A 25,045-nucleotide genomic window follows, 5' to 3' on the forward strand; every position below is an offset into this window, starting at 1 on the left:
GCTCATGGCGCCATCGTACATCCTGCTCGTCGAAGACAACCCCGACGACCTGTTCCTGGCCAGCCGCATCATAGGCAAGGCCTGCCAACACGAGATCCTTACCGCTCGGGACGGGGAAGAGGCCGACGAACTGCTCAGGCGCATGGAGCAGGATGACAGCTTCTGTCACATCAAGCTGGTGCTGCTGGACCTTAAACTCCCCAAGATCAGCGGGCTCGACCTTTTGCGTGCCATCAGGGCGAGCGCCAAGCTGCAGGTTCTTACGGTGGCCGTGCTCACCTCATCCGACAACGAGACCGACCAGGAGCAGTGCAGGGAGCTCGGCGTGGTCGACTACATCTACAAGCCGATGACGGTTGAGCGTTTGCAGGGGATCCTGTCGCGCAACGAGGGGGCTCAATGAAAGACCAGGCTCGGGAGGGCGCAGGCGCCAGCATGCTCTACGTCGAGGACGAAGCCGACGCCCGCCAGATGGTGACCAGGATGCTGGCCATGAACTACCCCCACCTCACCGTCCACTGCGCCGACAACGGTTTGCAGGCGTTGGAACTGTACCGGCAGCACACTCCGGAGATCGTGATGACCGACATCAACATGCCGGTCATGGACGGGATCCGGATGTCCCGCGAGATAAAGGCCATCAACCCCGAGGTAAGCATCATCGCCGTCACCGCACACAGCGACACCTCCTACCTTTTGAGCGCCATCGAGATCGGCGTGCACCACTACGTCCTCAAGCCACTCAATTACCAGGAACTCTTCACGGTGCTCGACAAGGTACTCGAGCAGATCGAGCTTAAGCGGCTGGTGAGCGCACAGCACCGGCGCCTCGCCCAAAGCGAGTGTCAGCTCGCCGCGGCCCAGCGCATAGCTCATTTGGGGAGCTGGCAGCGGGGCATCGACGCGGAGAACATGGACTGGTCCGACGAGATGTACCGCATCTGCGGGCTGGCGCCCGGCGCCATCCCCCCCTCCTACCACTCGTTTCTGGAACGCTTCCACCCGGACGACCGCGAAGAGGTGGCGAGTTCGATGCAGAGCGCACTCTCCCCTGATCACCAGCCGGAGCACAAATTCGTCCGGGTGCTGCGGCCGGAGGGGGACGTGCGGATCGTGCGGATTGACGTCGAAGGGGTCCGGGAGACCGGAGGCGCAAGCGGTGTGATCGGCACCTGCCATGACGTGACGGAGCTTAAACATGCCGAACAGCAGGTCCGTTTGCTGACCGAGGAACTGGAACGGCGCGTGTTGCAACGGACCTCACTGCTGCAGGCCACGGTGAGCGAGCTCGAGAACTTCAGCTACTTCGTTTCCCACGATCTCAGGGCGCCGGTGGCGCGCCTGGAAGGGTTCTGTACCGCCCTCGTCGAGGATTGCGGGGTCTGCGGCCATGCCAACTGCCGCCAGTACGCGGAACGATCGGCCAGCGTTGTGCAGCAGATCAAGCAGATCATGGACGCCTTTAACAGCCTGACCCACCTGGCGCGCTGCACCCTTACCATACGGGACACCGACCTGAGCGCGCTCGCCCGCGGCATCGCCCGCTCTCTCGCCGCTGGCGAGCCCCAGCGCAAGGTGGAGTTCGTAATCGCGGAAGGGGCCCGGGTGAAGGGTGACCCGGAACTCCTGGAAAAAGCCTTGGGACAACTCCTTGGAAACGCCTGGAAGTTCACCTCGAAGAAGGAGCGGGGACGCATCGAATTCGGCTGGACGGACCAGCAAGGCGTGCGGGCCTACTTCGTGCGCGACAACGGCGCCGGGTTCAACATGAAGTACGCGCAAAAACTGTTCAAGCCCTTCCAGACCATCCACACTCCCGGGGAGTTCGGCTGGGGGGGGACCGGGATCGGGCTTGCCACCGCGCACAGCATCGTGCTCAGGCACGGGGGACGCATGTGGGCGGAAGGGGAGGTGGGGCAGGGGGCCAGCTTCTATTTCACCCTGGAGCCGAACCCGGAATCGGGCAGCTACCTCAAGGAGGCATAGGCCCTTGCGAGGCGTCATGACGCGAAAACCAGGGGAGATCCAGGCAGCCGACAAGGAAGACGCCATGGCGCATCTGGCGGCCATCGTCGACTCCTCGAACGACGCCATCTTCAGCAAAACCCCCGACGGGATCATCACCAGTTGGAACCACGCGGCGGAAAGCCTCTACGGCTACAGCGCCGAGGAGACCGTGGGGCGCAGCATCAAGATGCTGGTACCCCAGGACCGCCTCGACGAGCTGGACCAGATCACCGCGAGGGTGCTGCTGGGCGAGAAGATCCGAAACCTCGAGACGGTACGCCTGGCCAAGGGGGGACGCGAGGTCCAGGTCTCCCTCACCCTTTCTCCCATCTTCGACCCGCAAGGGGGACTCACCGGCATATCGATCATCGCCCGGGAAAACGCGGAACGGATCCAGAAGGAGCGGCTGCTGCGCGAGAGCGAGCTCTACTATCGAGCCCTGGTCGAGATGGCGCCGGACGCTGTCCTGGTGCACCGGGACGGCTCCTTCCTCTACGCGAACTGCGCCGCACTCGGGACCTACGGCGCGCGCAACCTGGCGCAGCTGCAAAAACACACCATCCTGGAGCTTGTGCACCCGGAAGACCGCGAAGCGATGCGGAACAGCATCGAGGCCGTCATGGGTGGGAACGAAGGCACCACGCTCGAGTTCAGGCTGCTGCGGCTTGACGGCGGCGAGCTCTTCCTGGAAAGTTCCTCGACCCGGATCGACTACCAGGGGAGCCCGGCCATCCAGGTCATCGCCCGCGACGTCTCACAGCGCAAGGAAGCCGAGGCCGAGCGCGATGCCATGCTGAAGGAACTCGCCTTCCAGCAGGAACGGTTCGAGGCGGTGGTCGAGCAACTGCCCGTAGGCGTGATCATCGCCGAGGCCCCTTCCGGGAAGGTGGTCTACCACAACGAACTTACCCGCGCCATCTTTCGGGAGGACGTGGGGGAGGTGGTCAGCACCGCGGACCACCGTCGCTGGAAGATGTACACCCTGGACGGGGCGCCGCTGCCCGCTGAGAGGTACCCGTTGATACGCGCCATACAGCATGGCGAGACGGTGCTCGCCGAAGAGTACCAGATCACCAGGGGGGACGGCACCCGCGGCTTTATCAACGTCAACGCCACCCCTTTACTCGACATCTCCGGCAACATCATCTCGGGGCTTGCCGCGTTCACCGACATCACCGAGAGCAGGAGCGCCGCCAAGGCCCTCCTGGAGAGCGAGGAGCGCCTGAAGCTGGCCCTGGACGCGGCCGAGATGGGCTCCTGCGACATGGATGTCGCCAGCGGGAAAGGGATCTGGTCGCGGCGCCACTACCTGCTGCTGGGGTACCCTGCGCCGCAGGAGGAGACCGGGGAAGCGACTTTGTCCATGTGGCAGGACCTGATCATTCCCGCCGACAAGGGCCAGGTGCTCTCGGAACTCGACCGCGCCCGACGCGAACACGACCTGTTCTACTCCGAGCACCGCATCACCCGGGCGGACAACGAAGCGGTGCTGTGGGTCAACGTGCTGGGGCGGTTTTGGTGCGACGAAGCCTCCTGCCGTTTCATCGGGGTCATCTTCGACGTAACCGCACGCAAGTCGATCGAGCAGGAGTTGCGCCTGTCCGTCCAGCGCATCCGCAACCTGGCCGATTCGATGCCTCAGATCGTCTGGACCGCCAACCCGGACGGCAAGCTGGACTATCTCAACGCCCACTTCGAGAATTACACCGGCGTGCAACGCGGCATCCTGGTCCAGACCTTGGGCGATCCCGACCAGCTGATCAGCGACTGCGTCCACCCCGATGACAGGGAGCGGACCGCGCTGGCATGGCAGCACTCCGTCGCAACCGGCGAGACCTTCCAAATCGAGCAGCGCATCAAATGCCGCAATAACGGCTTCCGCTGGCACCTGAGCCGCGCCACCCCCCAACTGGACGAGGCGGGGAGGGTGGTCAAGTGGTACGGCACGGCAACCGACATCAACGACCTGCGCGAGACACAGGAAAAATTGCGCGCCAGCGAGACCAGGTTCCGCTGGCTGTACGAGTCGAGCCTGATGGCCATCTTCTTCTGGAACCGGGACGGCTTCATCACCGACGCCAACGTCGCCTACTGTGAGCTGGTAGGCTACGACGAAGCCGAGTGTCGCGGCGGGACCCTGAGCCTTGCCGACGTCACCACCCCCGAGGAGTACGCCAAGGACCGGGCCGCGATGGACGAAACCATCACTCGCGGCATCAGCCGCCCCTACGAAAAGGTCTTTATCAGGCGCAAGACCAACGAGCGCGTAGCCGCGCTCACCGCGCTCGCCCGGATGGCGGATTCGACCGCAGAGGGTATCGGCTTCGCCGTGGACCTTACCGAGCTGAAGCGGGCCGAGCAGGCGCTCAAGGAAAGCGAAGCAAGGCTAAAGCTCGCCGTCGAGGCGACCGGCCTCGGCATCTTCGATGTGAACCTGCAGACCGGCAAGGGGGACTGGTCCCCCATAGCCAAGCAGCACTACGGTTTGGGCAGCGATAGCGCCATAGATCTCGCTGCCGTGCTGCAGATGGTACATTCCGAGGACCGCGGGCGGCTGGAGCAGATCGTCAAAGACGCCCGCAGCACAAGCGGCGCCGGGCTCTACAGCGCCGAGTACCGCACCGTAGCTCTCGACGGCAAGCTGCGCTGGCTCAGTATGCGCGCCCGGGTCTCCTACGACGAGCACGGGATCCCGCTCAGGCTGGTGGGCGCCTGCCTCAACATCACCGACAGCGTACTCGCGCAGGAGGCGCTGAAGGAGGAGATGACCGAGCGGGTGCGCGCCGGGGAAGAGCTGCGCAGGCAGGAGCAACTCTTGATCAGGCAGGGACGGCTGGCGGCCATGGGTGAGATGATAGGGAACATCGCGCACCAGTGGCGTCAGCCGCTGAACACGTTGGGACTCATCGTCCAGGAGCTCCCAAGCTTCTACGAGCAGGGGTTGTTCACCAGGGAGTACCTGGAAAACAGCGTCGCCCGCGCCATGCAGGTCATCAACTACATGTCCCAGACCATCGACGGCTTCCGCAACTTCTTCGGACCCGAAAAGGAGAAGCAGAAATTTATGGCGGCGTCCATCCTCGAGCAGACCCTCTCCATCCTGCAGGCCGCTTTCACCGCGGCGAAGATCGAATTCGATGTCGCAGCCGACCCTGGGGCCGAGATCTTCGGCTTTCCCAACGAATATTCGCAGGTACTGATCAACATCCTGATGAACGCCAAGGACGCCCTGCTGGAGCGCAAGGTAGCCAATCCCAAGATCGTGGTACGGCTCGAAAGGAAAGAGGGGAAGAGCGTGCTTTCCATCGAGGACAACGCGGGGGGGATTCCCGACGACATCATCGACAAGGTCTTCGATCCCTATTTCACCACAAAAGGGCCCGACAAGGGCACCGGCATCGGCCTGTTCATGTCCAAGATCATCGTGGAAAAGAACATGAAAGGATCGCTCACCGTGTGCAACACAGAGCAGGGCGCACGATTCTGCATCGAGGTGTGACAGATGGAACAACCCCGCCAGCGCTTCAAGGATGCAGCCCTGCTCCTCGTCGAGGACGAGGTCGAGGCGCGCGAGATGATCGCCAGGATGATCGCCCTCAACTACCCGGGGATCAAGATCTACGCGGCCGACGACGGAAGGGGGGGGCTCGAGCTGTACCGCCAGTACCGCCCCGACGTGGTGGTCACCGACATCAACATGCCGCAGATGAACGGCATCGCCATGGCGCGTGAGATCAAGGAGATCGATCCCGACGCCACCATCGTGGCGGTCACCGCCCACAGCGAGACCACCTACCTCATGAACGCCATCGAAATCGGGATGGACCATTACGTGTTGAAACCGGTCAACTACCCGGAACTGTTCCGGGTGCTGGACCGAATCGGCGAAAAGATCACCCTGAGACGTCTGGTGGCCCAGCAGGTGGCCGCCCTTCGCGCCTCTGAGCGGCGCTTCTCAACCATCTTCCAGGCCACCCCCGACCTCTTGAGCATCGCGAGCTTGGGAGACCTCAGGCTGGTCGAGGTGAACGAGGCGTTCCTGCGGGTGCTGGGATTCGACCGGGAGGAGGTGATCGGCCGCAGCACCGCTGAGCTCGGGTTATGGCTCGATGCAGGGCAGCCCGAGGCGCTGCTTCGGGAGGTGGCACGAACAGGGGTCGTGCGCGACCTCGAGGTACGCATCAGGGGGAAGTCGGGGCAGGAGCTGGAGGGACTGGTATCGGCGGACAGCATCGACATGGACGGGAGCCCGTTCCTGCTCACCCTGTTCAAGGACATCAGCGAGCGCAAGCGGCTGGAGCAGGTGATCAAGCACCAGGCTCAGCACGACACCCTGACCGACCTACCCAACCGCAAGCTCTTCATGGACTTCCTCGCCCTGGAGCTTGCGCAGGCGCGCCGCAACCGCAAGAGCCTCGCCGTGCTCTTCCTCGACCTGAACCATTTCAAGCAGATCAACGACACACTGGGGCATGCAGCGGGGGACCTGCTGTTGCAGTCGGTGGCCCAGAGGCTCAAAGCCTGCGTGCGCGAGTCAGACACGGTGGCGCGCATCGGAGGCGACGAGTTCAACGTGCTCATGCCGGACCTGGCGCAGCCCGACGACGTCGGCACCGTGGTCAACAAGATCGTGGGGGTCTTTCAAGCGCCGTTTCGGCTGGAAGGGATCGAGGTGAAGGTGGGGACGAGCGTCGGCATCAGCATGTTCCCGGACGACGGGGATACCTGCGAGGAGCTGCTGCAAAAGGCCGACGGTGCCATGTACGTGGCAAAGCAGAACCGGGGCAGCAGCTACCAGTTCTACAACAACGAGATCAACGCCCGCACGCTGAACCGCCAGAACCTGGAGCGGCAACTACGCCAGGCGGTATCCAGGGGGGAACTGGAACTGCTGTACCAGCCCCTGCTTAACCTGGGCGACGGAAGGATAATCGCGGCGGAGGCACTTTTGCGCTGGCACCACCCGGAGCGGGGCCTGCTGCTCCCGGAGCAGTTCATTACCGTCGCCGAGGAAAGCGGCGCCATAGTGCCGATCGGGGAATGGGTCATCCACCACGCCTGCGGCCAGGTGAAAAAGTGGCAGGAAAAGGGGTTCGGCCTGTCGCTGGCGGTGAACCTCTCCAACCGGGAGTTCCACCAGCCCCATTTCCTGGAACAGACCCTGGCCGCCCTCACCGAGACCGGCATCGGAGCGGGGACGCTGCAGATGGACATCCCGGAGCGTGCCATCATGGAAAACGGCGGGACGTCGCGACAGAACATGCTGCGGCTCACCGAAGCGGGGGTGGCGTTCTCGGTCGACGACTTCGGCGTCGGCTCCTCGTCGCTGCAGCGGATCAGGCAGCTTCCCATCGCCAAGCTGAAGATAGACCGCAGCTTCATCAGGAACCTCGACAACCCGGACAACCTGGACGTGGTGACCGCGATGATCTGCATGTCGCACAGCCTGAAGCTCAGGGTGAACGCCGTGGGGGTGGAGCGGCCGGAGCAACTGGAGCTCATGAGGACCTACGGCTGCGACGAGGTGCAAGGGGACCTGATCTGCCGGCCGCTCCCCGCGGTGGAGTTCGAGAGGGCACTGGCCCGTTCGACGCATGGGGGAGTGCTGCCGCAGTAGAGGCTAGCGGCCGAACGCCTTCAGGAAGCCGGGAAGCAGGAAAGGGTTGTCGCACTTGATGGCGCCGCCGAGAAAATCCATGATCCCGGGGCGGTACCCCTCGTACCAGATCGTCCTGAACATCTCGGCGCCGGTGCTGCATTCACAGTCGACCGGCTCCGGCGTCGCCCCCCTGACCACGCGGTAGCAATCGGGACCGACCATGATGGTGACTGCATCCTTATCCAGGTGAAAGCGAAAGACGGTCTCCGTGTCAAAGATTCCCTTGCAGAATGCAGCTTCCATTTCCGACATCATGGCTTCGATCACAGCTAACTCCTTGCGTGACAGTAAATTTTTCCAGGTTGATCATCTGAAGAGTCATCAATGCCGTTATATGTGGCAGGTTTGAGAGCGGAACTTTCAACCCGGAAGTTCAGCAACTCAGATCGGTCGATAATATTGATGGTCCCGATGCATGTCAAACTATTCCTTTAACACCGGTTTCTTCACAGTTTGAGTCACCCGGTCGCCTCTGTGCCAGTCTTTTTTTCACCAGTTAGCTCCGCCACACTTGTATTATGCTAGGCATGTACTATCTTTTAAGTACGCAGATGCTGTGTTTCCTGTCTTTGATTGGAGCTTAACGTGGAAAAGGTGCCTTTTCGATCCATACCCGACCTGCTACGGCACCAGGCGACCCGGCTGGACGCTAAGCTGGCGGTGAAGTTCAGAAAGCAGGGGAACTGGGTCACCCTGAGCTACTCCCAGTTCTTCAACCGAGCCCTCATGGTGGCGCGCGGCCTGCGCAAGCTCGGCGTCAGGCCGGGCGACAAGATAGCCATCCTCTCCGAGAACCGTGCCGGGTGGATCATCGCCGACATGGGCATCCTCTGCGCCGGCGCGGTCACCGTCCCGGTCTACCCCACCAACACGCCCGAGCAGATCGAATACACCCTGAACCACAGCGACGCCCGCATCGTCTTCATCTCGGGCAAATGGCAGTACCGTAAACTCCTGAAGATCAGGGATGCCATCCCCATGGTTCAATTGGTGGTCTCCTTCGAGCGCTTCCTGGGTGAGCCATCGCTGCCGCTCACCACGTTCTACCAGCTCTCCGAGATCGACGACCCGATCAGCGACGAGGAACGAGATGAGCTCTCCGCCGTGATCGACAGCATCGAGCCGGAATCGCTGATGACCGTCATCTACACCTCCGGCACCACGGGGATCCCCAAGGGGGTGATGCTCTCGCACCGGAACATCCTCTTCGATGTCTTTGCCACCATCCGCAAGGCGGCTGTGCTGGAGGATGGCGAGGTCTTCCTGAGCTTTTTGCCCCTGAGCCACGTCCTGGAAAGGTGCACAGGCTACTACCTACCCGTCGCGCAGGGGGCCATGATCGCCTTCGCCGACAGCATCGAGAAGATAGCCGAAAACATGCTGGAGATCCAGCCCACCGTAATGGTCTGCGTGCCCAGGCTCTTCGAGAAGATCCATTCGCGCATCTACGAGCACGTGCACCAGCTTTCCCTTTACAAGAGGAAGCTGTTCAGAAGCGTCCTCGCCATCGGGCGCAGCTACGTCTACGCGAGGTACATAGAGAAGAAGGTGCCGCTTTGGCTCGCGCTGCGGCACGCCGTCGCGGACCGCCTCGTGTTCAGCAAGCTGCGGCGGCGTTTCGGCGACAACCTAAAGTTCTGCTCCAGCGGCGGTGCCCCCCTGGACCGGGAGATCAACGAGTTCTTCTGGAGCATCGGGGTCCCCATACTGGAGGGGTACGGCCTCACCGAGACGAGCCCGGTCCTTTGCAACAACACCTTCGAGGCGCTGCGCTTTGGCAGCGTGGGGACCCCCCTGGAGGAGACCGAGTTCCGGGTGGACGACGACGGCGAACTGCTGGTACGCGGACCGCAGGTCATGATCGGCTACTACAAGGACGAGACGGCCACCCGGGAGGTCCTCAGCGACGGCTGGCTCAGAACCGGTGACATCGGGCGCCTCGAAGGGGAATTCGTGGTGATCTCGGACCGAAAGAAGGACCTGATCGTCACCGCCGGCGGCAAGAATATCGCGCCCCAGCCCATCGAGAACCTTTTGAAAAGGGACAAGTACATCTCCCAGGCCTACGTCTACGGGGACAAGAGGCCCTATCTGACCGCGCTCCTCGTGCCGACCCTGGAGAAACTGCTGGAGTTCGCCCAGGAGAAGCGGATCGTCTACACGGACCTCGAGGAGTTGGTGGTGCACGAGCCAGTTCTCGAGCTGTACCGGCAGCGGGTCGAGGCGGTCAACGCCGAGCTGGCCCATTACGAGACCATCAAGAACTTCGTGCTGCTGCCGCGCGATTTCACCCTGGAGGCAGGGGAGCTCACCCCGACCCTCAAGGTGAAAAGACGGGTGATTTCTGATCGTTATAAGGATAAGATAGAGCGAATGTATACCGTCGCGGAGAACTGAGGCCACGTCCCGAGCCGGAGGATGAGATGAGACAGATGAACAAGGTTGCCGTGTTGGGTGCCGGCGTCATGGGGGCGGGCATCGCCGCGCATCTCGCCAATGCGGGGATGGAGGTACTGCTGCTCGACCTGGTGCCGGAACAAGCCAAGGGGGCGCAGGACAAGGCGCAGCGCAACGCGATCGCCGACCAGGCGCTGGCGGCACTGGTCAAAAGCAAGCCCGCCGCGCTCTACGCCCCGGAGTACGTCGCCTGGATCGAGACGGGCAACTTCGAGGACGACAGCCACAGGCTCAGGGAGTGCGACTGGGTCATCGAAGTGGTGCTGGAAAACCTCGAGGTGAAGAAACGTCTCTTCCAGGAGCATGTGGTCCCGAACCTCAATGAGAACGCCATCCTCTCCAGCAACACCAGCGGGCTTTCCGTGAACGAGCTGGCGCAGGCGCTCCCGGCGGACCTCAGGCGCCGCTTCATGGTTACCCATTTCTTCAATCCGCCGCGCTACATGCGCCTGATGGAGATGGTTCCCTGCCGGGAGACCGATCCCGGCCTGCTGCGCAGCATGGCCTCCGTCCTGGACAAACGGCTGGGCAAGGGGGTGGTGTTCGCCAAGGACACCCCCAACTTCATCGCCAACCGCATCGGCACCTATGCCGGCGCCGCCACCTGGCGGCACATGGTGGAGATGGGACTCACCGTGGAGGAGGTCGACGCCGTCACCGGGCAGGCCCTGGCCCGCCCCAAGACCGCCACCTTCGCCCTCTGGGACCTCGTGGGGATCGACACGGTGGTGCGGGTCATGGACAACAGCTACGAGCTTCTGACCGGCGACGACGAGCGGGAACTGTTCCGGGTCCCGGAAAGCACGCGCCGCATGGTGGCTGAGGGGCTGACCGGGAAGAAAGGGAAGGGGGGCTTCTTCAAGCGGGAGAGCGTTGACGGCAAAAGCGTCAAACTCTGCTACGACCCGCAAACCGGGGCCTACCGTGACTGCGTCTCCCCCAAGTTCGCCTCGGTTGGTGCGGCGAAGCAGGCCGACGACCCGGGTGCCCGGGTGAAGACACTGCTGCAGGGAAGCGACAAGGCCGCGGAATTCGCGTGGAGGACGCTGCGCGACACCCTGATCTACACCGCGAAACGGATCCCCGAGATCGCCGACGACGTGGTCAACATCGACAACGCCATGAAGTGGGGATACAACTGGGAGCTCGGTCCTTTCGAGTTGCTTGATGCCCTGGGCGTCGCCTCCTTCGTGGCCCGCGCCGACCGGGAGGGCATCGCGGTACCGCAGTTTCTGCGCGAGGTGGACAGCTTCTACCGCGTGGAGCAGGGAAAGCGCCACTTCTACAGCATCGCGGACAAAAAATACCGTGAGGTGCCGCTGACCCGCGGCCAGGTCTCGCTCACCCTTTTGAAGAGCGCCGGTGGGGTCGCGGAAAAGAACGCGGCCGCCTCGCTCATCGACATCGGCGACGGCATCTTCTGCCTCGAATTCCACTCCAAGATGAACACCATCGGGGGCGACACCCTGAGCATGATCCAGAAAGGGCTGCGCCGGAGCGAGTCCGACGGCATCGGCATGGTCATAGCCAACGAGGGGAGCCTCTTCTCGGCCGGGGCCAACCTGATGCTGATCGCCATGGCCTGCGCCGAAGGGGCCTGGGACGACCTGAACCTCACCGTGAAATCGTTCCAGCGCGCCATGATGGCCATCAAGTACTCCAAGATCCCGGTGGTGGCGGCGCCCCACAACCTGGTGATGGGGGGAGGGTGCGAGACCTGCCTGCACGCCGACGCCATCAACGCCCATGCCGAGACCTACATGGGGCTCGTGGAGATCGGGGTGGGTCTCATCCCGGCCGGCGGCGGCACCAAGGAGATGGCGCTTAGGGCCATCCGGCTCGCCGAGGCGAACGGCACCGACGTGTCCCCCTTTCTCCTGAAGAACTACCAGAACATCGCCATGGCAAAGGTGAGCGGGTCCGCCACCGAGCTGATGGCCATGGGGCTCATGCGCCCGGGCGACAGCATCACCCTCGCCCTGGACCGCCGCATCTACGACGCCAAGCTGAAGGCGATCTCCCTCGCCGCCAACTACCGCCCCGGCAAGCCCGATGCCGCGCTGAAGGCGCCGGGACGCGGCATCGCCGCCAGCATCAAGAGCCAGCTCTGGAACCTGGAGCAGGGGGGCTTCATCTCCGGTTACGACCACTACCTCGCTTCGGGGATAGCCGACGTCATCACCGGCGGCAACGTCCCGGCAGGGACCGTTATCAGCGAGGAGTACCTGCTGGACCTGGAACGGGAGACCTTCCTGAAGTTCTGCGGCCAGAAGAAGACCCAGGAGCGCATCCAGCACATGCTGAAGACGGGAAGGCCCCTCAGGAACTAGCTCCCTCCCCAAGGGGGAGATGGTCGGGGAGGGGCTCTCCCCGTGAGCAACCGAAGGCACCAAAGGAGCAAGAACATGCGAGCAGCATATATCGTAGAGGCCGTGCGCACCCCGGCCACCAAGGCCTACAAGGGGAAACTGAAGGACGTCCGCCCCGACGATCTCGCGGCCGCGGCCATCAAGGGTCTGGTGGAACGTACTGCGCTTGACCCGGCGCAGGTGAATGACGTCATCATCGGCTGCGCCTTTCCGGAAGGGGAGCAGGGGATGAACGTCGCCCGCATCGCCGCCTTCAAGGCCGGCATCCCCTACCAGGTCCCCTGCCAGACCGTGAACCGCTTCTGCTCCTCCGGGCTGCAGAGCATCGCCACCGCGGCGGAACGCATCATGGCCGGTTTTGCCGACTGCATCATCGCCGGGGGGACCGAGAGCATGTCCATGATCCCGATGGGGGGGAACAAGTACAGCGCCAACCCGGGGCTCATCGCCTCCTGGCCCGAGACCTACGCCTCCATGGGCATCACGGCGGAGCGGCTGGTGGCGAAGTACGGCCTCTCCAGGGAAGACCAGGACGCCTTCGCCCTCGCCAGCCACCAAAAAGCGGCACGGGCCCTTGCGGAAGGGAGGTTTGCCGAGGAGACCGTCGCGGTGCCGGCGCAGTACTGCTCCCTGCAAAAGGGGAAGCTTCAGTGCCGCGAGGAGCTGGTCGACGCCGACGACGGGGTGAGGGGCGACACAACCCTGGAGGCCCTGGCGAAGCTCAAGCCCGCCTTCAAGGCCGACGGTACCGTCACCGCCGGGAACTCCTCGCAGATGACCGACGGGGCGGCGGCGGCGCTGGTGGTTTCCGAGGACTTCCTGAAACGGACCGGGATGAAGCCGCTGGCACGTTTCGTCTGCTTCGCGGTCAAGGGGGTCCCCCCCGAGATCATGGGTATCGGTCCCGTCGAGGCGGTCCCCGCGGCACTGAGGATGGCCGGGCTCACCCGGGACAGTCTCGACCTGATCGAGTTGAACGAGGCCTTCGCCGTACAGGCGCTCGCCTGCATGCGGGAACTGGGGCTCGATCCGGGACGGGTCAACGTCAACGGCGGCGCCATCGCGCTGGGACACCCCCTGGGGTGCACGGGTACCAAGCTTACCGCGAGCCTGCTGCACGAGATGCGGCGGCGCGGGGCGCGCTACGGCATGGTCACCATGTGCATCGGCGGCGGCATGGGCGCGGCAGGCATCTTCGAGATGAGCTGAGCCCCGGCGACGCGTTCCACTACAAACGAGAGGTGTGACATGGCAGCAAGGATATTCAAAGGAGCGGAATTCCTGATCACCGAGCCGGGTAAGGACGAGGTGTTCGTCCCGGAGGATTTCAGCGACGAACAGCGCCAGATCGGCGCTACGACCGAACAGTTCGTGACGAACGAGGTGATCCCGGCGCGCGAAGAGATCGAGCACCAGAATTTCGAGAAGGTGGTGCAGCTGCTCAGGCGCTGCGGAGAGCTGGGACTGCTGATGATCGACGTGCCCGAGGAGTACGGCGGCCTGGAGCTCGACAAGGCGACCAGCATGCTGGCGGCCGAGAAGATCTCCGGCTCGGGCTCGTTCTCCGTGGCCTACGCCGCCCACAGCGGCATCGGCACGCTCCCCCTGGTCTACTACGGCACCGAAGAGCAGAAGGCACGCTACCTGGACAAGCTGACCAGCGGCGAGTGGATCGCGGCCTACTGCCTCACCGAGCCCGACTCGGGGAGCGACGCCCTCGGTGCCAAGGCCAGCGCGACACTCTCCGCCGACGGGAGCCACTACCTCCTAAACGGCACCAAGCAGTTCACCACCAACGGCTCGATTGCCGACCTCTACACCGTCTTCGCCAAGGTGGACAAGGAGTATTTCACCGCCTTCCTGGTGGAGCGGACCATGGAAGGGGTGAGCGTCGGGCCGGAGGAGAAGAAGATGGGGATCAAGGGGTCCTCGACCACCCAGGTCATCCTGGACGACGTCAAGGTTCCGGTCGCCAACGTCCTGGGCGAGATCGGCAAGGGGCACAAGATCGCCTTCAACGTCCTTAACATCGGGCGCTTCAAACTGGGGGCCGCGGTCACCGGATCGGCGAAGTTCGCCCTGTCCGACGGGGTGAAATACGCGGTGCTCAGAAAACAGTTCGGCCGCACGATCGCCTCCTTCGGCGCCATCCAGGAGAAGCTTGCCGACATGGCGGCCGAGATCTTCGCCTCGGAGTCGTTGGTCTACCGCCTGGCGGGGCTCATCGACGACCGGTTGGCCACCATCCCGAAAGAGACCCCGAACTACTACGATGCCTACCAGAAAGGGATCGAGGAGTACGCCATGGAATGCGCCATCGCCAAGGTGTTCTGCTCGGAGATGCTTGCGTTCGTGGCCGACCAGGTGGTCCAAATCCACGGCGGTTACGGCTTCATCCAGGAGTACCCGGCCGAGCGCTACTACCGCGACGAGCGCATCAACCGCATCTTCGAGGGGACCAACGAGATCAATCGGCTGCTCATCCCGGGCACCCTGCTCACCCGCGCCTTGAAAGGGGAGATCCCGCTGCAGCGCGAGGCGATGAGGGCACTCGACAGCCTGACCACCCCCTCCTTCGAGGAGTTGGACGACTCCATCCCCTTCGCCGCCGAAAAGGCTCTCCTGTCCGGCCTGAAGCAGCTCTTCCTGGTGGTTGCGGGCTCCGCGGCGCAGAAGTACCAGGCGGCCATAAAGGACGAGCAGGAGGTCCTCATGGCGCTGGCCGACGTGGTGATCAACGTGTTCGCCATGGAAAGCGCGGTGCTGCGCGCCGAGAAGATCCTGCCGCGGCTGAGCGAAGCGAAACGACAGGCGGTAACGGCGGCGGTCAGGTGCTTCTGCTTCGGTGCCAACGAAAAGACCGCGAGCGCCGCGCGCAAGGCGGCCTTCTACAGCGAGGAAGGGGATACGCTCACCATTTTGCTGGGCGCCGTCCGGCGTTTCACGCGATACCATGCCGCGGGACTGCTCCAGGACAAGCGTCTCCTGGCACAGGCGGTGATCGAAGCCGAGAAATACCCCTTCTGACGAGGCAGGTTGTGACAGCGGCGCGGGCCGGTTCCTCACTACGGGACCGGCCCGTTCCTTTCTGAGGAAAGCCTGCACGACACCAGTTCCAAAAACGCTGTCAGAAGGTAGCCGCAGTGAGTAAAAATGTTATTTTTATGAGTGGTGAATTGCCACATCTTGTGGCAAAATTGAGTTCTTAAGAGAGTTTTAAGCGGGGCTGTGACAGTTGCAGTGGGAGGAGCGCATGGAAGTGCCTAAAAGCAGAGGCGAGCGCGAGGCAGGCACCCGAAAGAGTCCCGGCAGCGGCGAGAACCGGGCTGCGCAGTGCAAAGGTGCGGAACCGGCGCAGCAGCAGGCCGCCCGCCGTCCGGCGCCATCCGCTGACGACTGCGAGGCAAGGCTCGCCCAGGCGGAGCAAGAGCTCCAACGGGTGAACGAGGAACTGGCCAGGCAAAAGGGGAACGCCGAAAACCTGGGGCGGGAGCTGGAAACCTTCAGCTACTCGGTTTCTCACGACCTGCGCGCCCCGCTTCGGCACCTGATCGGCTTCAGCAACGCCCTCCTCGAGGATTACGGCGAGGCGCTGGAGCCGACGGCCCACAGTTACCTCGACTGCATCGTGCGGGCGGGCCGCAAGATGGAGGGACTGGTTGACGCGCTTTTGGCTCTGTCGCGCATAGGGCGCCAGGACATGACCCTTTTGAACCTCGACCTCTCCCAGATGGCCAAAAGCTACGCCTTATGCATAAAGGAGGGGGCACCGGGGAGAAAGGTGAACTTCATGATCCCTGAGCACCTACCCGCGCACGGGGACGCGGTGCTGTTACGGACCGCCCTGGAGCATCTGTTGGAGAACGCCTGGAAGTTCACCGGCAAGAAGGAGTCCGCCACCATCGAACTCGGCAGCAAAGAGGAGGGGGGGGAGCTGGTCTACTTCGTGAGGGACGACGGGGCCGGTTTCGACATGCGCTTCTCCGACCGGCTTTTCGGTCCGTTCCAGCGCATGCACCGGGAAGAGGAATTTCCCGGCCTTGGGATCGGGCTCGCCATCGTGCAGCGGATCATCAACCGTCACGGCGGCAGGATCTGGGCGGAAGCGGAGGTGAACGCAGGGGCCACCTTCTATTTCACCCTGGGGAGCTGAACTCGCGGGGGGGCGGTTATGCGGGTGCCGGGCATTCCGGGGACAGTGAGCCGAAGTACAGCTTGAAATCGTTCAACCTCATCAGCATGGCCGCTCGTGTGATGTTTTCCGCCAGCAGGGCGTTGCCGGCATTGGCGGCGGCCAGCAGCTCGCGGTAGTAGTCACGCAGCTGCAAGCGGTGCTTATCCTTTGAAAAGAGCGCAGACCTGAGTTTGGAATAGACGCTGGCAAAGCTGTTCAGCATCAGGGGATAGATGCGGTTGCCCGACATCACCGCCATGGCCAGGTGCAGTTCCCAGTCGAAGTTGACCAGCGCCGAGGAGCAGTTGCGCAGTTTCTCCGCCTTGCGCAGCACAGCGGCCAGCCCGGCCGCATCGTTCTCGACCGCGCGGCGGGCGTAATCCGGCGCAAACTGGACCCTCAACTCCAGCAGGTGGGTGGCCAGCTCGTAGGGGAAGGGCTCGCTGTTCCTGGTGATCGAGGAAAGGATCTCCAGGTCTCCCTGGGACCAAAAGTCCTTCACCATGGTGACATGCCGCTGCTGAACCGAGATCCATCCCGCATTCTGCAGCTTCTGCAATGCCTCCCGCACCGTCGCCCTGCTGACGTCGAAGCGCGCGGCCAGGTCCCGCTCGCTTAGCAACGGACTACCCGGCTTGAACTCCCCTTTCAACATCCCGTCCACCAAAGCCTTCTCCACCATGTGGCAGGTTTTCCTCATAGGCCCCTCACTTTACAGACGGCAGGCAGATTCGCATACCTTTGCTACGCTGCGTTCCCGGTACGGGTCTGGCGCAGATGTATCCATACATAAAACATAGTTTTGCAAAAATGACAATGGATTTTTTAGCCGGTCGCGCAGAATAATTTCCGCACCTCCCATGGGACATCGCGGTCTTTCGATAAATCCAAGACGGTTCGTGTTGTGGCGGGGTCCGCCTTGCCAACTGGTGAAACCGGCATTCCGGCGCAACAGACAGACACTGTTTTAGTAATGACGAAAAAAGAAGGGGTGACAGGGGGGCGCCCCACGGGGATGGTTTTCGTCCGGGCAGGTGTGGACTAGCGGCGAGAGGTGCCGTCGGCTTTGCGTGGGTTGGAGAGGGTGAAGTAGAAAGTCGCACCCTCATGCTCTTTTCCTTCTGCCCAGATGCTGCCGCCGTGGCGTTCGATGATGCGTCGCACGGTGGCCAAGCCGATGCCGGTCCCCTCGAACTCGGAGCCGTGCAGACGCTGGAAAGGTTGGAACAGCTTTTCGACGTATGCCATGTCGAAGCCCACCCCGTTGTCCCTGACGAAGAAGGCGTGCCTTCCCCCGACCAGGGTCTGGCCGAACTCGATGCGCGGGGAGAGGGTGCGGGAGGAATACTTGACCGAGTTGCCCAGGAGGTTCTGCAGCACGAGCCTCACCAAGGCGCTGTCGCCGAAGGCGCTGATCCCCGGCTGGACCACGAATTCCGGCGGGTTGTCGGATTCGTCGCTGAGCATGTCCACCACGTCGGCGGCCAGTTGGCTGATGTTGAAGGTGCTCCGTTTCATGATGGCGCGCCCGACCCGGGTGAGGGCTAACAGGTCGTCGATCTGTTTCCCCATCCGGTTACTGGCGGTGCAGATGCGCTCCAGGTAGTAGCGGGCCTCCTCCGGGAGGGATGCGCCATGCTCCTCGACCAGGATCGAGCTGTAGCTGTTGATGTGCCGCAGCGGCGCGCGCAGGTCGTGCGAGACGGAGTAGCTGAAGGATTCTATCTCCTTCTTGGCCGCCACGAGCTGCGAGGTCCTCTCGATGACCCGGCGATCCAGCTCGTCGTTGAGGTTGCGGATCGCCTCCTCGGCGGCCTTTCTCTCCGTGATGTCCTTGATGGTTCCGATCATGCGCGCCTGCTTTCCGCCCGCATCCCTGGTCAGTTCGCAGCACTCGGTCACCCAGCGTTCCTCGCCGTCGTTGTGCCTCCTGATCTTGTATTCGTGTTCGAAGGGGCGGTCGTTGCTGATGGCGGCACGGTAACTGTCGATGAACTGCTCCCGGAACTCCTCGTGCACGATCTCGAAATGCCCCTGCAAGGTCTTCGGATAGGCTGCGTCGATTCCCAGGATCTCCTCCAGCTTGCTGGAGCAGACCCACTGGTCCTTGGCCAGGTCGAGGACGTAGCTCCCCAGCTGGGCGATCCTCTGGGTCTCCCGCAGCAGGCGGTCATTGTCCGCGAGCACCTGCTCGTGCTTTTTCTGCTCGGTCACGTCTTCCAGGGTCACCACGGTCCCGCTCACGGTGCTGGCGGGGTCCAGGAAGGGAGCGGTGCTGATGGAGAGCACCGCGCTGCTGCCGTCGGTCCGGGAGAAGACGAAGCAGGACTGCAGCAGGCAGCGTCCCTGTTCCAGGATCTGACCCAGCGAAAGTTCGCCGCCGGTGTGCTGTTCCTGTTCCGCCGAGAAAATCGAGTCGATGACAGGGGGCTCCCTGTGTGCCATCTGCTGCTTGGTCAACCCGAGGATCCGCTCCGCCTTCGGGTTTACGAAGGTGGTGTTGCCGTCGGACTCGATGAACATGATGCCGACAGGGCTGGTAGCCGTGATCAGGTTCAGCAGGCCGTGCTCCATCTGCAACAGGTGCTCCATGAGCTTGGCCTGGTTTATGTCCAGCAGGGTACCGGCCAGCCGGCGCGCCTTGCCGGAGGCGTCGCGCTCCGCAGCCTTGCCGGTACAGCGGAACCAGTGCCATTTCCCCTCGTTGGTTTTCAGGCGGAACTCGATCTCGAATTTTTGGATGGCGCCGCTGATGCAGTTCTCCAGCACGCGGCGCGCGTTCTCGAGGTACTGCGGATGGATGATGTTGGTCCAGTCCTCGAGGCGCACCTGCATCTGTCCGCCGCTATAGCCCAGCATCTCGTAGCAGTAGGGGCTGAAGTAACAGTCGTTTCCCGCGACATCGAAGTCCCAGATCCCCAACTCCGCCGCGTCGAGCGCGACCCGGTGGCGGTCTTCGCTGAGCGCGAGCTCCTGGTGGGCTTCATACTGGGCCGTGGTGTCGATGGTGCAGACCTGGTAGCCGATCAGGAGACCGTCTGCGCCGCGCAACGGGGCGACGACCGCCCGGAGATGTGAGACGGCGCCATCGGCAAAATGGTACTGAAACTGCTGGTTCCACTGCTGCCCCGCCTCCATCGCGGCCTGGAATGAGGTAGCCAGGCTCTCTCGCTCCTGGGGATTGAGATAGCCCATCCGGTGGGTCCCAGCGTCGCCAGGGCCTGCGGAACAACAAGGAGACGAAGCCAAAGGCCGCCCTTGCGTGTCGGTCTGGTATACCCCCGAGGGGGCCGACCAGAACATGTTGCGCAGCACCTGCTCGTAGGGGGGGGCAGGCAAAGTCGGTGGTGATACGGCCAGGGCGTCGCCCCCGATGCAGGTGCGGGGAGCACTGTTGTTATGATCGGTGACCTGGTTTACCTGCGACAATCGATTCATGTGCTCCCCCTTGGGCAACGATCTGTCCAAGCACCTCGGCAAACTACCTGCAGTTACACCACTGTCTCTGCAACACCGCCGGGGCAGTCACAGATAAAGTTTTTTTTAATATAAACACAATCCGTCAAAGTAGCAACAATAAATTATAAAAAATCAATGTCAGTTTTCAAATCATCGCAGCGAGGCCGGTGACAATGTGCGACCTAAGAGTTGACTGCCACAGCATGTTTGCAGTAGTAATTAAGGAAACATCAGACAAAGGGGGATCACCATGGAAGCCACCGGCACCTGCCACTGCGGAGCGAAACACACCGGACACATCTGCATGCTCAAAAGCGCCGGACGCCTGGAAGAGGTCGCTCACCTTACCAGCAGCCCGACGGTCGTCTGTTTTACCTGTGGGACGGAGGCCAACTCCGAAGACAACGTCTGCAGCCCAATGGCCCTGGACAAGTAACCGGGAGCGATCATGCCAGAGTTACCCGAAGTCGAAGTCACGCGGCTGGGGATAAAGGACCACCTGACCCTCGCGCGCATCGCCTCAGTCGAGCTTTACATCCCAAAACTGCGCAACATGGTCCCGGAGGGGCTCTCCCAGCTCCTCGCTGGGCAGACGGTCCGATCGGTGGAGCGGCGCGGCAAGTACCTGATACTCGACTGCAGCGCAGGCTCACTGCTGCTGCACCTGGGGATGACCGGCCACCTGCGTCTGGTGCCCGCCTCGGCCGCGCCGGGGCCCCACGACCACTTCGACCTGCGGCTCGATTCCGGAATCGTGCTCCGGCTGAACGACCCGCGCCGCTTCGGCTCGATCCATTTCGCCGGTTCGAACCCGCTGCAGCACCAGTTGCTCCGCAAGATCGGTCCCGAACCGCTCACCGATGCCTTCGCCCCGGAGTACCTTTACCGGCTGAGCCGGGGCAGGAAGGTCGCCCTGCAGCGCTTCCTGATGGACAGCGCGGTCGTGGCCGGAATCGGCAACATCTACGCCGCGGAAAGCCTCTTTCGCTGCCGGCTGCACCCGGACACCCCGGCAGGGGAGTTGTCCCCGGCCGACTGTGCCGCGCTGGTCGCCGCCATCAAGGAGACCCTCGCCACCGCCATCGCCACCGGGCGCTCAACCATGGACTTTCTGAAAACCGAAGAGCGGCTCGCCTACTTCCCGCAGCAGCTCTACGTCTACGGGCGGGAAGGGCTCCCCTGCCGGGAATGCGGCACCCCCGTCCGCAGGGGAAGACTCGGCAACCGCTCCACCTTTTTCTGCGCGGAGTGCCAGCCGGAGCACCGGTCGCCACGGTGAAGGCAGCGGCCCCTATCGTTGAAGTTGTTCCAATGCCTGCTAAACTGCCGCAGGAACTGCACCCCTGCCACATCACATAAGCTTCGGGAGGTTTTCCAGCATGAGCATCCTTTTCACACCTCTTACCCTGCGGGAATTGGTCTTCAAGAACCGCATCTTCGTCTCCCCGATGTGCATGTACTCCAGCAAAGACGGGCTCCCCACCGACTGGCACATGGTGCACCTTGGGAGCCGGGCCGTAGGGGGCGCCGGCCTGGTCATGGTCGAGGCGACCGCGGTCACGCCGCAGGGGCGCATCTCCCCGGACGACAGCGGCATCTGGAGCGCCGAGCACGCCGCCGCCTTCGCCCCCATCACCCGCTTCATCAAGGAGCAGGGTTCGGTCCCCGGCATCCAGCTCGCGCACGCGGGGCGCAAGGCATCGACCGACCTTCCCTGGAAGGGAGGCCGACCGGTCGACGTCAACCACCGCGGCTGGCAGACCATCGCCCCCAGCCCGGTTCCCTTTTCCACCGAGGAGCCGGTGATCCCCCGCGAGGCGACCCTGGAGGACCTTGAGACGCTCCTCGGACAATTCGCCGCGGCTGCCCGGCGCAGCGTCGAGGCCGGCTTCGAGGTGGCCGAGATCCACATGGCGCACGGCTACCTGCTGCACCAGTTCCTGTCTCCGCTCTCCAACCGGCGCACCGACGATTTCGGCGGCTCCCTGGAGAACCGCTGCCGGTTTCCGCTCAGGGTCGCCAAGGCGGTGCGCGACATCTGGCCCGAGCACCTCCCCCTGTTCGTGAGGGTCTCGGCGTCGGACTGGATGGAAGGGGGGTGGGACCTGGAGCAGACCCTGTACCTGACCAGGGCCTTGAAAGAGATGGGGATCGATTTCATCGATTGCTCCTCGGGGGGGATGGTTCCCGAGGCCATGCCGCCGTTTGGCCCCGGCTTCCAGACCCCTTTTGCAACGGCCATCAGGCAGGAAGTCGGCATCCCGACCGGAGCGGTGGGTGTCGTCACCGACCCGGTCCAGGCGGAGCAGATCGTGGCGACCGGCTTGGCCGATGCCGTACTACTCGCGCGCGCCATGCTGCGGGACCCGTACTGGCCGCTGCACGCCGCCAAGGCGCTGGGAGTGGACGTTCCCTGGCCGGTGCAGTACGAGAGGGCGAAATGATGAGGGGGTGAACAGGTTGACCGAAGGGGAGGGGAGTCGCGAAAGGCGGCAGGGAATCAACCCCCTGCCGCCTTTTTTCTTAGTCGGCTGCCACCACGTGGATGGCTACGATCGCCGCTACCGCGCCGACCCAGTACACCCAGCGGTATTCGCCGAAGTGCACGTCGCAGAACTCCTTGAAGGTAAGGCCGCTGTGGCTCTTCCGAGGACGCTCCTCAGTGGCACCCTGGGTGGTACCCTGCGCGTCGTTGACAGCAACCACGGTCGCCTCGCGCTCCTCGCGCGGCATGAGGTTGACGCTCTTTTGCATCGGCGCGGCCTGCTGTGCTGGCTGGTTCAGCAGGGGCGCGACCTCCTGGGCACCGGCCGCAGCCGGGGCGAACGAGGCGAGGCAGACAAGAATGGCTAGTTTTTTCAGCATGGGTTGATCCTCCTTTAAGTCAATGCGGCAGGAACGCCGCTAAAGGGTGCCGTTGTTGCACCAAAATAACAGGAAACATGATTGTAACATCCCCCCTTGCATATTCACGCCTAGATCGTTATTTTTCTGCCTGACCACATAGGTTCATGATATAAAGAAGGGGCGTAATATCAGTGACAACTGCGACGTGAACCTTGTGTTACAGGCCGCAGCTGCCAATCAAACAGGGAGCCATGAATGGAAAGATATCAGACTCAGTACCGGACCATTAGCGTAGTCAACAGCGGCGTAATGAGGGGAGTCTACGGCTGGATGAGTGGGGGACTTTTGCTCACCGCTCTCGTTTCGGTGATAACCGCATCGTCGCCGGCACTTTTGCAGGCGATCCTGGGCAACCGCATCCTCTTCTACGCCCTGATCTTCGGCGAACTCGGCCTCGTGGTAGCCATAAGCGGCGCCATCAACAGGATCAGCACCGCCACCGCGAGCCTGCTCTTCTTGCTCTACGCGGCGCTGAACGGCCTGACCATGTCCACCATTTTCGTCGCTTACACGCACTCCTCCATAGCGTCGACCTTCCTGGTCACCGCCGGGATGTTCGGCGCCATGAGCCTGTACGGCTACCTCACCAAGAGCGACCTCACTTCCTGGGGGAGTTTCCTGTTCATGGGGCTGGTAGGCGTGGTAATCGCCTCCTTGGTGAACATCTTCCTGCACAGCTCGATGCTCAACTGGGTGCTGAGCCTGTGCGGCATCATCGTCTTCACCGGCCTTACCGCCTACGACACCCAGAGGATCAAGCAGATGGGCAATTCGGGCGGCAAGGGAGCCATTCTCGGCGCGCTCACCCTCTACCTCGACTTCATCAACATGTTCCTGCTGCTGCTCAGGTTCTTGGGCGATCGCAGGTAACAGCAAATAAAAGAACCCCGGCGCAGGTACCTACGCCGGGGTTCACCTCGCTGGTCGGGGAGGGGGGACTTAACGCAGCCTGATCCCCTCCTTGGTAATCTCGATGATCCCTTCCCGGTACAGGTTGCCGATCACGGCCTTGAAGTTTTTCTTGCTCATCCGGAACATCTCCGCGATCAGCTCCGGAGCCGACTTGTCCCCAACGGGAAGGAAACCGCCCCGCTCACTGAGCACCCGCAACAGGGTCTCCCGACCGCCGGTGAGGTCCTGCCTCCCCCCCTTCCTCAGGGTAACGTCTATCTTGCCGTCGTCACGGATCTTCTTCACGTACCCCTTGGCGCAGTCGCCGACCCGGTACCTGCCGAAGAGCTCGGTCTTGAACAGCAGCCCGTCGTAGCGACCGTCGATGATGACCTTGGCGCCCAGGCTGCCGAACTCGTAGAAGGTGAGCGCGACGTCCTGCCCCTCCTTGAGTCCCGCAGCCGACTTCTCAAGGAACTTCCCTATCTTGGCCGATGCCGCGATCCGGTCGGAGCGGTCCAGGTACACCCGGACCAGGTGCCGTTCCCCTTTCTGCATGGGGCGCGGCTGCTCGCTGAATGGAACCAGCAGGTCCTTTTCCAGTCCCCAATCCAAAAAGGCGCCCACCGGGCTTACGTCCTTCACTTCCATGAGAGCGAAATCGCCCACCTGGGCCTTGGGCTCCAGGGTGGTGGCGATGAGCCGGTCCTCGGAGTCGAGGTAAACGAATACCTTCAGGTGCTCGCCGTGGTGCAGCCCTTCCGGGACGTACTTGGTCGGCAAAAGGATCTCTCCCAGCTCCGACGCGAGGTAGGCACCTATGGCGCTCAGCTTCTTCACTTCCAAACGGTTGTACTTGCCGATTTCTAGCATCTTTGTCTCTGCTCCAGTAGCGCGGTTCTAATGTTTTGCCGCCGCAAACCGAAATACTATATCAAATCGCTGCGCGAGCCTATCAATCTTTTCTGTGCCTGGGGCAGTCACCACCCCGAAGCCCGCCAGGCGTTGCATGAAAAACTGAAAAAAAACAAACACTTCATCGAACGCCGGAGAAAACTTTTTAGCTGGACAGCTCCGATATTTTCATACTATGGTAGCAATTTGCGGAACGCCGCGTTCCGC

The 25,045-nt window shown here is 62.7% G+C and carries 18 protein-coding genes; 13 read left to right on the forward strand and 5 right to left on the reverse strand.

Annotated features, from left to right (window positions below; genetic code table 11):
* The first annotated feature begins 4 nt into the window (after positions 1-4).
* The 4 genes from KP003_RS09000 to KP003_RS09015 are packed head-to-tail and all read left to right on the forward strand — an operon-like array spanning position 5 to position 7,624.
* Entirely contained in the window at positions 5-403 is a 399-nt protein-coding gene (locus tag KP003_RS09000; RefSeq protein WP_216791654.1) for a response regulator, read from the forward strand.
* Positions 400-1,986 carry a sensor histidine kinase gene (locus KP003_RS09005; protein ID WP_216791655.1) on the forward strand — a complete coding sequence of 529 codons (1,587 nt, stop codon included), beginning with the start codon at positions 400-402 and terminating at the stop codon, positions 1,984-1,986. Before KP003_RS09000 ends, KP003_RS09005 begins: the two co-directional genes overlap by 4 nt.
* Before the next feature lie 16 nt (positions 1,987-2,002).
* The gene (locus KP003_RS09010) at positions 2,003-5,506 is read left to right on the forward strand and encodes a PAS domain-containing sensor histidine kinase (RefSeq protein WP_216791657.1); all 3,504 of its coding nucleotides are present in this window, start codon (positions 2,003-2,005) and stop codon (positions 5,504-5,506) included.
* A gap of 3 nt (positions 5,507-5,509) precedes the next feature.
* A complete protein-coding gene (locus tag KP003_RS09015; RefSeq protein ID WP_216791658.1) occupies positions 5,510-7,624 on the forward strand; it encodes an EAL domain-containing response regulator in 2,115 nt (704 codons plus the stop codon).
* Between the two features lie 3 nt (positions 7,625-7,627).
* Here KP003_RS09015 and KP003_RS09020 read toward each other — a convergent pair whose 3' ends face one another.
* Positions 7,628-7,933, reverse strand: a complete 306-nt coding sequence (locus KP003_RS09020) for a hypothetical protein (RefSeq protein ID WP_239027644.1) — start codon at positions 7,931-7,933, stop codon at positions 7,628-7,630.
* A 318-nt stretch (positions 7,934-8,251) separates the two neighbouring features.
* On the opposite strand from KP003_RS09020, the gene KP003_RS09025 reads away from it, so the two are divergent.
* The 5 genes from KP003_RS09025 (at position 8,252) to KP003_RS09045 (ending at position 16,645) form a co-directional block, all read left to right on the forward strand.
* Positions 8,252-10,063 (forward strand): AMP-dependent synthetase/ligase, encoded by a 1,812-nt coding sequence (locus KP003_RS09025; RefSeq protein ID WP_216499236.1) that lies wholly within the window; start codon positions 8,252-8,254, stop codon positions 10,061-10,063.
* Between the two features lie 26 nt (positions 10,064-10,089).
* Positions 10,090-12,453, forward strand: coding sequence for a 3-hydroxyacyl-CoA dehydrogenase/enoyl-CoA hydratase family protein (locus tag KP003_RS09030; protein WP_217300600.1), 2,364 nt, complete (start codon positions 10,090-10,092; stop codon positions 12,451-12,453).
* A 75-nt stretch (positions 12,454-12,528) separates the two neighbouring features.
* Entirely contained in the window at positions 12,529-13,701 is a 1,173-nt protein-coding gene (locus KP003_RS09035; protein ID WP_217300601.1) for a thiolase family protein, read from the forward strand.
* A 39-nt stretch (positions 13,702-13,740) separates the two neighbouring features.
* Positions 13,741-15,519, forward strand: a complete 1,779-nt coding sequence (locus tag KP003_RS09040) for an acyl-CoA dehydrogenase FadE (RefSeq protein ID WP_216791662.1) — start codon at positions 13,741-13,743, stop codon at positions 15,517-15,519.
* Between the two features lie 226 nt (positions 15,520-15,745).
* Positions 15,746-16,645 (forward strand): sensor histidine kinase, encoded by a 900-nt coding sequence (locus tag KP003_RS09045; protein ID WP_216791663.1) that lies wholly within the window; start codon positions 15,746-15,748, stop codon positions 16,643-16,645.
* 16 nt (positions 16,646-16,661) lie between these two features.
* On the opposite strand, the gene KP003_RS09050 is transcribed toward KP003_RS09045, so the two are convergent.
* Positions 16,662-17,366 (reverse strand): GntR family transcriptional regulator, encoded by a 705-nt coding sequence (locus KP003_RS09050; RefSeq protein ID WP_216499230.1) that lies wholly within the window; start codon positions 17,364-17,366, stop codon positions 16,662-16,664.
* Positions 17,367-17,707: 341 nt separating this feature from the next.
* Entirely contained in the window at positions 17,708-19,861 is a 2,154-nt protein-coding gene (locus KP003_RS09055; RefSeq protein WP_239027645.1) for a PAS domain-containing sensor histidine kinase, read from the reverse strand.
* Between the two features lie 514 nt (positions 19,862-20,375).
* Between KP003_RS09055 and KP003_RS09060 the strand changes: the two genes are divergently transcribed.
* From KP003_RS09060 to KP003_RS09070, 3 genes are all read left to right on the forward strand, one after another.
* Positions 20,376-20,561: a hypothetical protein gene (locus KP003_RS09060; RefSeq protein WP_216499228.1), complete on the forward strand. Its 186-nt coding sequence runs from the start codon at positions 20,376-20,378 to the stop codon at positions 20,559-20,561.
* Between the two features lie 12 nt (positions 20,562-20,573).
* Positions 20,574-21,404, forward strand: coding sequence for a bifunctional DNA-formamidopyrimidine glycosylase/DNA-(apurinic or apyrimidinic site) lyase (gene mutM / locus KP003_RS09065; RefSeq protein ID WP_217300603.1), 831 nt, complete (start codon positions 20,574-20,576; stop codon positions 21,402-21,404).
* Between the two features lie 100 nt (positions 21,405-21,504).
* On the forward strand, positions 21,505-22,569 hold the full coding sequence (locus KP003_RS09070) for an NADH:flavin oxidoreductase/NADH oxidase (protein WP_217300604.1): 1,065 nt from the start codon (positions 21,505-21,507) through the stop codon (positions 22,567-22,569).
* A gap of 79 nt (positions 22,570-22,648) precedes the next feature.
* Here KP003_RS09070 and KP003_RS09075 read toward each other — a convergent pair whose 3' ends face one another.
* Positions 22,649-22,990 (reverse strand): hypothetical protein, encoded by a 342-nt coding sequence (locus KP003_RS09075; protein WP_216499225.1) that lies wholly within the window; start codon positions 22,988-22,990, stop codon positions 22,649-22,651.
* A gap of 237 nt (positions 22,991-23,227) precedes the next feature.
* Between KP003_RS09075 and KP003_RS09080 the strand changes: the two genes are divergently transcribed.
* Positions 23,228-23,902 (forward strand): Bax inhibitor-1/YccA family protein, encoded by a 675-nt coding sequence (locus KP003_RS09080; RefSeq protein WP_216499224.1) that lies wholly within the window; start codon positions 23,228-23,230, stop codon positions 23,900-23,902.
* A 69-nt stretch (positions 23,903-23,971) separates the two neighbouring features.
* Here the strand turns inward: KP003_RS09080 and KP003_RS09085 are convergent, their stop codons facing one another.
* Positions 23,972-24,796 carry a CvfB family protein gene (locus KP003_RS09085; RefSeq protein WP_217300605.1) on the reverse strand — a complete coding sequence of 275 codons (825 nt, stop codon included), beginning with the start codon at positions 24,794-24,796 and terminating at the stop codon, positions 23,972-23,974.
* Positions 24,797-25,045: the final 249 nt, after the last annotated feature.

Origin of the sequence: Geomonas diazotrophica (assembly GCF_019063885.1) — a bacterium.
Classification (GTDB): Bacteria; Desulfobacterota; Desulfuromonadia; order Geobacterales; family Geobacteraceae; genus Geomonas; species Geomonas diazotrophica.

What these genes read in the sequence shown, in the direction of transcription:
- KP003_RS09080 (WP_216499224.1), top strand. Translation starts at nt 23,228, where the DNA reads ATGGAAAGATATCAGACTCAGTACCGGACCATTAGCGTAGTCAACAGC.
- KP003_RS09085 (WP_217300605.1), bottom strand. Translation starts at nt 24,796, where the DNA reads ATGCTAGAAATCGGCAAGTACAACCGTTTGGAAGTGAAGAAGCTGAGC.
- KP003_RS09070 (WP_217300604.1), top strand. Translation starts at nt 21,505, where the DNA reads ATGAGCATCCTTTTCACACCTCTTACCCTGCGGGAATTGGTCTTCAAG.
- KP003_RS09040 (WP_216791662.1), top strand. Translation starts at nt 13,741, where the DNA reads ATGGCAGCAAGGATATTCAAAGGAGCGGAATTCCTGATCACCGAGCCG.
- KP003_RS09050 (WP_216499230.1), bottom strand. Translation starts at nt 17,366, where the DNA reads ATGAGGAAAACCTGCCACATGGTGGAGAAGGCTTTGGTGGACGGGATG.
- KP003_RS09015 (WP_216791658.1), top strand. Translation starts at nt 5,510, where the DNA reads ATGGAACAACCCCGCCAGCGCTTCAAGGATGCAGCCCTGCTCCTCGTC.
- KP003_RS09030 (WP_217300600.1), top strand. Translation starts at nt 10,090, where the DNA reads ATGAGACAGATGAACAAGGTTGCCGTGTTGGGTGCCGGCGTCATGGGG.
- mutM (WP_217300603.1), top strand. Translation starts at nt 20,574, where the DNA reads ATGCCAGAGTTACCCGAAGTCGAAGTCACGCGGCTGGGGATAAAGGAC.
- KP003_RS09005 (WP_216791655.1), top strand. Translation starts at nt 400, where the DNA reads ATGAAAGACCAGGCTCGGGAGGGCGCAGGCGCCAGCATGCTCTACGTC.
- KP003_RS09055 (WP_239027645.1), bottom strand. Translation starts at nt 19,861, where the DNA reads ATGGGCTATCTCAATCCCCAGGAGCGAGAGAGCCTGGCTACCTCATTC.
- KP003_RS09000 (WP_216791654.1), top strand. Translation starts at nt 5, where the DNA reads ATGGCGCCATCGTACATCCTGCTCGTCGAAGACAACCCCGACGACCTG.
- KP003_RS09010 (WP_216791657.1), top strand. Translation starts at nt 2,003, where the DNA reads ATGACGCGAAAACCAGGGGAGATCCAGGCAGCCGACAAGGAAGACGCC.
- KP003_RS09075 (WP_216499225.1), bottom strand. Translation starts at nt 22,990, where the DNA reads ATGCTGAAAAAACTAGCCATTCTTGTCTGCCTCGCCTCGTTCGCCCCG.
- KP003_RS09045 (WP_216791663.1), top strand. Translation starts at nt 15,746, where the DNA reads ATGGAAGTGCCTAAAAGCAGAGGCGAGCGCGAGGCAGGCACCCGAAAG.
- KP003_RS09035 (WP_217300601.1), top strand. Translation starts at nt 12,529, where the DNA reads ATGCGAGCAGCATATATCGTAGAGGCCGTGCGCACCCCGGCCACCAAG.
- KP003_RS09060 (WP_216499228.1), top strand. Translation starts at nt 20,376, where the DNA reads ATGGAAGCCACCGGCACCTGCCACTGCGGAGCGAAACACACCGGACAC.